General features: G+C 58.0%; 10 protein-coding genes. 4 read left to right on the top strand and 6 right to left on the bottom strand.

Features of this window, described 5'->3' with window-relative positions:
• Positions 1-1,029: 1,029 nt before the first annotated feature.
• From AC1D2O_RS37280 to AC1D2O_RS37290, 3 genes are read right to left on the bottom strand one after another with little or no spacing between them, the layout of a single operon-like run.
• Positions 1,030-1,263: a hypothetical protein gene (locus AC1D2O_RS37280; RefSeq protein WP_477650383.1), complete on the bottom strand. Its 234-nt coding sequence runs from the start codon at positions 1,261-1,263 to the stop codon at positions 1,030-1,032.
• 49 nt (positions 1,264-1,312) lie between these two features.
• Complete coding sequence (locus tag AC1D2O_RS37285) at positions 1,313-1,468, bottom strand: hypothetical protein (RefSeq protein WP_477650382.1); 156 nt, start codon at positions 1,466-1,468, stop codon at positions 1,313-1,315.
• A 15-nt stretch (positions 1,469-1,483) separates the two neighbouring features.
• On the bottom strand, positions 1,484-1,606 hold the full coding sequence (locus AC1D2O_RS37290; protein ID WP_477650381.1) for a hypothetical protein: 123 nt from the start codon (positions 1,604-1,606) through the stop codon (positions 1,484-1,486).
• Positions 1,607-1,797: 191 nt separating this feature from the next.
• On the opposite strand from AC1D2O_RS37290, the gene AC1D2O_RS37295 reads away from it, so the two are divergent.
• The gene (locus AC1D2O_RS37295) at positions 1,798-3,135 is read left to right on the top strand and encodes a DUF1254 domain-containing protein (RefSeq protein ID WP_478158890.1); all 1,338 of its coding nucleotides are present in this window, start codon (positions 1,798-1,800) and stop codon (positions 3,133-3,135) included.
• A 313-nt stretch (positions 3,136-3,448) separates the two neighbouring features.
• On the opposite strand, the gene AC1D2O_RS37300 is transcribed toward AC1D2O_RS37295, so the two are convergent.
• Positions 3,449-3,835 carry a hypothetical protein gene (locus AC1D2O_RS37300; RefSeq protein WP_477650379.1) on the bottom strand — a complete coding sequence of 129 codons (387 nt, stop codon included), beginning with the start codon at positions 3,833-3,835 and terminating at the stop codon, positions 3,449-3,451.
• A gap of 588 nt (positions 3,836-4,423) precedes the next feature.
• Between AC1D2O_RS37300 and AC1D2O_RS37305 the strand changes: the two genes are divergently transcribed.
• Positions 4,424-4,945, top strand: a complete 522-nt coding sequence (locus AC1D2O_RS37305; protein ID WP_478158891.1) for a hypothetical protein — start codon at positions 4,424-4,426, stop codon at positions 4,943-4,945.
• Positions 4,946-5,020: 75 nt separating this feature from the next.
• Positions 5,021-5,755, top strand: a complete 735-nt coding sequence (locus tag AC1D2O_RS37310) for a DUF1266 domain-containing protein (RefSeq protein ID WP_478158892.1) — start codon at positions 5,021-5,023, stop codon at positions 5,753-5,755.
• Between the two features lie 383 nt (positions 5,756-6,138).
• Here AC1D2O_RS37310 and AC1D2O_RS37315 read toward each other — a convergent pair whose 3' ends face one another.
• Positions 6,139-6,585, bottom strand: a complete 447-nt coding sequence (locus AC1D2O_RS37315) for a hypothetical protein (protein ID WP_478158893.1) — start codon at positions 6,583-6,585, stop codon at positions 6,139-6,141.
• Positions 6,586-6,630: 45 nt separating this feature from the next.
• Positions 6,631-7,899 (bottom strand): Ig domain-containing protein, encoded by a 1,269-nt coding sequence (locus AC1D2O_RS37320; protein WP_477650708.1) that lies wholly within the window; start codon positions 7,897-7,899, stop codon positions 6,631-6,633.
• A gap of 550 nt (positions 7,900-8,449) precedes the next feature.
• Between AC1D2O_RS37320 and AC1D2O_RS37325 the strand changes: the two genes are divergently transcribed.
• Positions 8,450-8,729, top strand: a 280-nt coding sequence (locus tag AC1D2O_RS37325) for a CC0125/CC1285 family lipoprotein (protein WP_478158894.1), incomplete at its 3' end; no start/stop codon positions are given.

Consider the following 8,729-nt stretch of genomic DNA (forward strand, 5'->3'; position numbering starts at 1 on the left):
TTGGCATTCACGCCGCACTCGCGTGCCAGGCGCGATACCGAGGCGCCGGGCTGCCGACACAGTGCCACCAGTTCCGACTTCGCCGCTTCGTCGTACACGCTGCGTCCGTCGCTCTTGTGCCCCACCACCAGCCGGCGTTTGAGGGCTTCCAAATCGTCTGTCATTTACGTTCCCATGTTCATCTATGTGGGAACGTAGGCTGTCAGGTCACAGACCGCGGCTCAAGGACGTGGTTCATTGATCGCATACTGTACGTAGCGAGGCTTATCGAACGTGTGACTGGCCTAACGCTTGAAGAAGCGCTGATGCAACAAGCGTTGGCACCGCTCTGTCGCAAAGACGCGAACCGACCTGGCCGGCGTGTGCCTTGGGGCCACATCCACATATGACCCAGGATGGGTTTATCACGGCTTGCTTGTCGGTCCTCTCTCGAGCGCGGCCAATTTTCTGGACCGCCTGCTCGCCGGACACCTCCTGCCTGACTCGCTGCTGCGGGAGATGCAAACAGCACGCGCCCTCGGTGGACCGCTTCCTGGGCGCCCGTGGACTTCTCCAGGATATGCGCTCGGCCTGATGAAAGGCGCGGTGGATATGGGTCTGACCTTGTGTGGACACACCGGACTTGGGCCAGGCAGCGTAGTGGCCGTCTACCGCGGCGCCTACGGTGCCAACACGGCAAGTTGTGCCGTCTTTCGAGAGGGCTCCGGCGAGGGCTTTGCTGAAGCAGAGGTCGTTCGCAGAATTCGCTGGATAGCAGCCGTTCGCGCGCCAGAGAGGACCTTGCGTAGCTCCGACTAGGAGGGATTCGCCGCTAGAGCTCCTGCCTAACGGGGCCCGACGACGTGCCGCTTTCGCCCGACGGAAAGACGTACAGCTCCAGCCTCCTTGAACTGCGCGGCACGGACAAAGATCGCAGCACCCAAGACCTCAGAGAGCGAACGGCCGGGTGCATCAAACCTTCCAGGTCGGAAAGAAGGCCGCCAGCCGGCTGCTGGACGCCCGCGAATAGAACGGGATGCCGTCGTGAGGTCAGCCGTTCACTGGTCGGAACTTCTCCAGCCACGCTTTGGCCGCTTCGATGGCCGCGTCCTCCGCATCTTCCTTGGTGCCGAACAGCGATCCTGTCGATACCTTCGTTTCTACATCAGCTTCGCACTGGTGCTCACTGATCGTGAACGTCGCCTGGAACTTGCCGTCTGCCGTCGGTTCCCCGCGGCCATGAATCGTGCACCTCCCGCAGTTCGAGGATTCGATTGTTCTCATGTCTTCCTCCGTCGTTTTAGGCATGCAGTATGAAGGCGCACTCGATCCGTCAGCCGTGGGCCTGGCTCATCGTGCGGCCCGATCTCATCAATCCGGTGGAGCGCGCCCAAGCCGCCGCCTCCACAGTTTTGATAAGGTTTTCGACAGCTTCAGCGGCTTCGCGTTCGTGCATCGCGCAGACCTGACACACGAACCCGAAGATCATGGTGCTTCAGTTCAGTCAGAGCTGGATCTGCTCGATCTCGGCGCCCTGGAGCGACATGCCGGGGTCCACACCGCAGGGGTCGCGGTTGGCCCTGAGCGACATGGTGTCGCGTCGCCGCTCCGCGGGCGGCCTCGACATCTTCCCTTTCGGGCAAAAAAGTTGCCCCTCGACCCGATTTCCCGAGAGCCCGCCCAGGGCGACGATGACGTGAGCCGTCTGCCCTCGACCGTTCCGGCGCCCTCAAGCGAGCGCTGCTGTCGACGCTGAGTCGAGTGACTCGCCACGGCTCCACGCAAGTTCAACTCAAGCGAGAAAGCGAGTACCGAGCCATGTCTACCGACACGATTTCCGAACTGGAAGCCCATGAGATTGCGGTCGATGCATACATCTACTTCTATCCGCTCGTGAGCATGGACATCACGCGGCTGCAGTCCACGAACGTCGAACCCGGAAAGGAATTCGGCAAAGGCCCGATGAATGCGTTCGTGAACATCCCGGCCTATCCGCCTGCAGATATGAAAGTCGTCGTGCGTGTCAATTTTGATACGCTCTATTCCATCGCGTGGCTGGACCTCACCAAGGAAGCGCAGATTGTCTCAGCGCCGGACACGGCCGGGCGGTTTTACCTCCTGCCGATGCTGGACATGTGGACCGACGTGTTCGCGTCGCCCGGCTGGCGGACGACAGGAACTGAAGCAGGCAATTTCCTCGTCACCCCGCCAGGCTGGAGCGGGACGGTTCCCGAAGGATTCACGCATATTCCAGCACCGACCTCCTATGTCTGGATCATCGGCCGCACCAGGACGGACGGGCCTGCGGACTACGCTGCGGTGAACAAGATTCAGGCGGGTTACACGGTCACTCCGCTCTCCGGCTGGGGCAAGCCATCGGTTCCGGTTGCCATGAAAATCGACCCAGCGGTGGACATGAAGACGCCCCCGAAAACGCAGGCCGATACCATGCCGGCTGCTCGTTTCTTCACCTATGCGGCAGAGCTCCTAAAGCTGCACCCGCCCCACATCACCGACCAGCCGATCGTCGCGCGGATGAAGCGCATCGGCATCGAGCCCGGCAAGGGCTTTGACTTCGACAAGCTCGCCCCCACCGTGCAGAAAGCACTCGCGAGCGCGCCTGAGGACGCCCAACAAATCATGAAGTGGAAGATTCCGACGATTGCCCGCGTCGCGAACGGCTGGTCCATGAACACCGACACGATGGGTGTGTATGGCAACTACTATCTCAAGCGCGCCATGGTGACGCAGTTGGGGCTTGGAGCCAACCTGCCCGAGGACGCCATCTATCCGTTGAATCTCGCCGACGACACCGGCAAGCCGCTCACCGGCGCGAACAAGTACACGATTCACTTCGACAAGGGAGCGACACCGCCCGTGAACGCCTTCTGGTCCATCACGCTCTACGACGACGATGGGTTCCAGGTGGCGAACGTGCTCGACCGGTTCGCTGTGAGCAGTTGGATGCCCTTCAAGACCAATGCGGATGGGTCACTCGACTTGTACTTCCAGAACGAAAGTCCGGGCAAAGACAAGGAGGCCAATTGGCTGCCCGCGCCCAAGGGAGCGTTCAACCTCACCATGCGTCTCTATGGACCAAAGTCCGACCCGCTCACCGGCAAATGGAATCCGCCGCCGATGGTGAAAGTGCAGTAGCTTCCTGATGCCAACCAGCCGAGGAGGAGGCGCACGTTCTCTGGCGGCGGCAGGGCCACGACGGCAAGGTAGCACTTCCCATTTTGGTACGTCGTGTTGCCGCTCGCTGCACCGCGGCCGGTCCGGTCCGGCGAAGGCGCTTTCATATTTCGAATTACCGCTTTGCGAAAGTCAATATCGAAGGCAAACGGGCCCGCTGAGGCTGGAACGCGTGCCATCGCGTTCGCGGGGAAATCCGATCAGAGTTGATCTCGATCTTGGGTCAGAGATGGGCGTAATCCAACAAATTAGCACCAGAACTCTCACACGGGGCTCACTCTCCGTTCACTAGAGACACCCCGTCCACCGGCTTGAGCATCCATTTCGCAACGTCTGCACCCAACCCGTGAATCACTGCATCCATTGAGCTGCATTCGGTGGTCTCCGCCGTGATATCAGAGTACCGTGTGTGCATCTGGCGCTGGCCTGTGAATTGCGCTGGTGCCAGTCCCGGTCGTTCGAGCACAACATGGATGACCACGATCGTGGGGCCGCCGGCGCTGACGGTCACTATGTCCATGATTTCGATCTTCAGCAAAAGCGCGGCTTCACTACCGGTACCCAACACGGGGCGCATAACTTCATACCGCGCCTTCAGCTGATCTTGCACCGCCTGACGCAACGGGTCCGGCACGCCGCACGCGTCATCGGATTCAGACATCTGGCGGCCCTGGTAATACCCGTACACGACTGGCGGCAGTATCACCGTGTTGTAGGCAGCAGGCGCGGGTGGCACTCGCTCAAGCGGCTGGGGATTGTGTGAGCCGCAAGCAGCCAGGATTGAGCTCACCGCCATCGCGATGCACGTATTGCGCACGGATTGTCTTGCTGTCATTGATTAACAGGGCAAACGTGAAGAATTCGACCATTGTCTAGCGTTACGCTGGCATGAGTCTTGGTAAAGCCAATGCTGCTAATGGATAGCTTTCTCATCGTGGTGTTCCTGGTGTCTCGCGTTCGACATGAGCGGCGTGCGGAGGCTTGCGAAGCCTCTGCCGGAGCATGTCCGCTCAATGAAGGGGCTAGGACACGTTCTCCGGCGACCCAGGGTTGCCTGCAAGACACAGGTGAAACGTTCTTGGCTCAGTGCTGCACGAACTCTTCGTCGCTGAGCTTGTAGGCGTGTTGGAGGTACAGCAGGCTGGCGGCACCGGGACGCGTTTTGTTACGATAGCCCGCGCAGTTGGATGAATTTTGCAGGACCGGGCCAACCGCCCAGTCAAAACAAAGCTATAAGGAAATATACTACATGCAGGCCATTAATTATAAAATGGAATACTCGATTCTTGAGTACGCTTTTGGGCTTATTGGCCCGGCAATTATCATTGCCGCAATTTTTTATCCGATTGCCGATCTGAAAATTGGAACCTTGCGGCTTCACCTGCCGACAGGCGTGGCCAATGGCACCCTCATGTTGGTCGGGGCTTATGTCACGTATCTTACGGTTGCAACACTTTTCAAGAAGCGCGCGGCCAATAGCCAAGGTGCCAGCATTATTCTTGATGAGAAGAGCATGTCTTTCACGACCGTCAAGAAATTCGTTGGCGTACTGACTACTGTGAACTATGATGCAATCGATAAAGTCACCATCACGGATATTCCGGAAACCCAAACATCGAGCGCAGAGAAAACAGTAGAAATTAGTGCACCATCAATGCTACCTAAAAAATATGAGTTCGATGCCATTCATATGGCGAAAGACTCAGACTTTGATGCTCTCGTGGGTGCACTCAAGCATCGCGCCATTAATGCGGCCTTTAAACAAATCTAGTTTGTGGGTTTCTTAAAGAAATTGCTCCAGATAGTTTCTGGGCAAAAATACAGAAGTTGCCCCAGTGGAGCCACAGTGGATCTGGCAGCGCAGCGAGCACTTAAAGCTGGGCTCATCAACTCCGAGCAGATCATGGCCTATTGCGACAGTTACGCAACTGGGCTGTCTCACAATGCTCTCACCGAGGGGCTTGGCTCAAACTGGGGTATAAGCTCGCCTCAGGAGGCTGCTGAAACTCTGGAGTGGCTCGGTCGCTATGGCCATCGCTTTTTTTACGACATTGTTTTTCGGATTTACAGCGATGGTGCTTCAGGAGAGGGGCGCCAAGAGGTTCTCGAGGCATTGGTGGCCAGTGGTCGGTACGGCTCTCCGGAAACGGTGCGTAAGCAGATTACCGCACAGGGGCCGTGCGAGGAAAAAGATCTCGTTTTCTCGGCTTTGGAGGGGGCTATGGAGATGCTGGAGAATCTGCGATCCGTTTTTCGCCTTCTCGAAGACAAAGTAAATGGCTCGTATCTCCCCAAGGATTACAGCGCTGGAATACTTGCCTGGGATCTCGGCCGCCTCGTTACTGTTGCAAGGATGTCACTGGACTGCAAATACATTGAGCAGGATGAATTCAGCCGCATTCTTGCGCATGTAGACAAAGAATTGTCTTCGAATTTTTCATCCTGGCCACAGTTTGCAAAGAGCTACATCATTGGTCGGGCAAGTTGGGCAGGTCAGAATATGACGCTAGGCGGAATTATCGGTATTGCTGAAGATCTTATGACTGATGAAAGGAGCCCTTGGGTGCTGTCTCCCCTGTGAGTTATTGGGCGGCGGCGGTCATTACGGATCTTCAGCGCCGCAACTGCAGCAGAAACTCAACTCATGACTTTTAGCTGGCCCCGCCGAACTAAGGTCTTGTCCGCGTGGGGCATCGCCACGTTGTCCGCGTGCGGTGCCTTTCGCTTCACGCGCGAAGCCTACCGCCTGACGACCTGTTGATCACTAACACACTCGGCTTCCAGGTCATGACGAGCCTTTTGATCGTCGCGCTACCGAGTGTGTTTTGTCTCTTCATTTTCTTGGGAGCGGGTGCGCTGATCAAATGATGGCTTACCGCGCGCGAGCGACGCGACGTTTCTCGCATCAACTCTTGGAGACTTGCTGGTCAAGGGCGTGGGATGGGAGTCTTTCTTGATCAGCGACTACTTGCCCACGAGCTTTTCCAAGCTCACAGCCTTGCTGTTTGCAAGTAGCTTCACGACCTCAGATTCCTCGGCGGCCTGGATCGCGGCACAGTTCATGTTTGGGCTCACGACAAAGTAGCTGGACGATGATTGCTTTGCTTCGAATCTGAGAGAGTCCTCTTTCCAGGTCGGGGTGAAGCCACCAAAGCATTTCACCCCCAGATAGTGCTCTCCTGGGGTGATGGAAAACTCGGCGTTCTCGCCGGAACCGATGCCGAAGACATCCTTCCCATCGAAGGCAACTGTGTAGCCATTGGCTGCCCCGACCATGCTGCTCACCCTGACGACCACCACCTTGGCGGCAGTTGAGCTATCGGAAACTGCAGGAAGTGGGCCAAGCCGTCCAGAAGTAGTACCGCACCCAGCGAGTAGTCCGGCGGCTGTAAGCAGCAGGAGAGTCTTCATTTCGTTCTTGTGGTTGTGATATGCCGACATCATTTGCGCGACTGCTCACTTGATAGTGAAGAACAGTTGTGTTGGCAGCTGAACCCATGTCATGCCGTTGTTGGTCACGGTGATGTCGACGTCGCAGCTGAACGTGCCGGCGGAGCCTGGGGTGCCAGAGAGTATGCCTGTGGCGGGGTAAATTGAGACACCGTTCGGGAGCGTGCAGCTTCCTGGGTGCTGTGCGTAGGAGTACGAAGGCGACACGAGAGGAATAGGGCTCACCGCCTTGACGATCGGACTGAGCGAGATCGGAGTACCGGCGGTGCCGGCCGGTGTCTGGCTCTGGAAATGCCGAACGAACAATGGATACGCGATTTCGATCCCAAACGAACCGTTGGTCGTATTGGTCAACCCGCCGGAGACGATGGTTGCCTGGACCGGATAGCCCCGGCCGGGCACTGGGGCTATTGGTGTTCCGCTGACGCGGCCGCTCACAGGATCCAACGAAAGTCCCGCCGGCAGCTGAGCTTCCGTCAACTTGAAATTGCTGATCGTCGTGCCTGGAGGAGCTGTCGCGCTGAGGCTTACTTCGGCGACGAATGGTTGGCTGACGTAGGCGGTGACGCCCCCAGTGGCGCGGACGTAGACATAGTTGAAGCCAGGGATGTCGACGTTGGTTGTGTAGTTGGCGACTGCCTCGTAAGCGCCAAACTGAGTCGTCATCGTCGCGCTGATGGTGGCCGTGAAAGATCCCTTCTGATTGACGGTCCCTGATATTTTTCCGTTCGAGGGATCCATCGTCAGTCCAGGCGGCAACGATCCGCTACGAAGACCGTAGGTCCAGCTGACCTTGGCGTCCGGAGGCGCCTCCCAGCCGCCGATCACGAGCGGGTCGCTCACTACGGCGCCGACCCCGAGGCTATCGGCTCTGCTCGGGTATCTGGCGCCCGGCACAAGCACTCGGATCGTGACGCCAGAGTTGACGGTGTTCGAAACACCGGATGCCCCGACCTTGATGCTGATGTTGTAGGGGCCGCCCGCCTCTGTCGGCCGTCCGACGATCGCGCAGTTGCTTCCCAGGGTCATGCCAGTGGGCAGCCTTCCCGACGTCAACATGCAAACAGGCTCGTGTCCGTCGAAGCCAAAGAAGACCGGCATCACGACGGAATCCTTGTACAGGTTCACGTCCTTGTTTGGCCATGCCAGAGCAACTTGCAGCGTTTTGGTGCCACCGCCGCTGCCAGGCAGGATGCCACCTCCTCCAGACCCTCCGCCGCCACAGCCGGACAGTAATGCAATCAGGAGCAAGAGCGAAGTGCGAAAGAAAGCCATGACGACCCTCGAGGGTAGGGATTGGGATAGAAAAACGAAGACTGACTAGAGGCCCCCAACCGCCCGCCTCGAGCGGGCGTTCTTGCGAACAAAGGGGTTGCAGATCACGCACCAGCCACCTCCTCACGTCTGACGATGGGCTCTCCGCATACGGCAGAACCAGACGTTGAGAAACGAAGGCCGAAACGACAGGAAATACGCAAAATGCCGCGATCTTCGCGCCTTGCATTTACCTGCGCCGCTTGGATTTGGACGGCCGGAGTTTACCGATATGTATCACAAAGTAGCAATAACGGAATTCCGTGAGTTCGCTTGCTTATGGCAAATTGCGCAGCAGGGCACGCGTTGCCACTTGGTCCAGATTAGGGGGCTCGTACCCGAACTCATCGAATCCGAAGACGCAGCAGCATGCGCAGCGGGAAAGTAGCGGGGACGCGACATTTCGCGCGACTTTCAGGCTGGCATCGTCATGATTGCTACATTTGTTTGCATATGTAACAGCAGCCGGCTATGCTGTGCCCGCATTGAGACCACGCGGCAGACCCACGGCATGAGGATTCAAATTCGAAATTTCGCCGCAATACTCGCGGCCTCGGTGTGCACGCTGCTCGCGGCGTGTACCACCGTCTATCAGCCGCTCGGGCCGACCGGCGGCTATCGCGACACGAGGCTGAGCGACAACCGGTACTTCGTCGAGTTCTCCGGTAACGGGAATACCTCCAAGGAAGCGGTCTGGAACTATTGGATCTATCGGTGCGCCGATCTGACGCAGCAGAAGGGCTTCGCCTATTTCACCGTCTTGCCCAAGGCCAAGACAAGCGCTGCCGACG

Source organism: Variovorax sp. P1_G12 (assembly GCF_056405555.1).

Coding starts and splice junctions, on each gene's coding strand:
- AC1D2O_RS37280 (WP_477650383.1), bottom strand. CDS start 1,263: ATGAGAACAATCGAATCCTCGAACTGCGGGAGGTGCACGATTCATGGC.
- AC1D2O_RS37285 (WP_477650382.1), bottom strand. CDS start 1,468: ATGATCTTCGGGTTCGTGTGTCAGGTCTGCGCGATGCACGAACGCGAA.
- AC1D2O_RS37290 (WP_477650381.1), bottom strand. CDS start 1,606: ATGTCGAGGCCGCCCGCGGAGCGGCGACGCGACACCATGTCGCTCAGG.
- AC1D2O_RS37295 (WP_478158890.1), top strand. CDS start 1,798: ATGTCTACCGACACGATTTCCGAACTGGAAGCCCATGAGATTGCGGTC.
- AC1D2O_RS37300 (WP_477650379.1), bottom strand. CDS start 3,835: ATGTCTGAATCCGATGACGCGTGCGGCGTGCCGGACCCGTTGCGTCAG.
- AC1D2O_RS37305 (WP_478158891.1), top strand. CDS start 4,424: ATGCAGGCCATTAATTATAAAATGGAATACTCGATTCTTGAGTACGCT.
- AC1D2O_RS37315 (WP_478158893.1), bottom strand. CDS start 6,585: ATGAAGACTCTCCTGCTGCTTACAGCCGCCGGACTACTCGCTGGGTGC.
- AC1D2O_RS37320 (WP_477650708.1), bottom strand. CDS start 7,899: ATGGCTTTCTTTCGCACTTCGCTCTTGCTCCTGATTGCATTACTGTCC.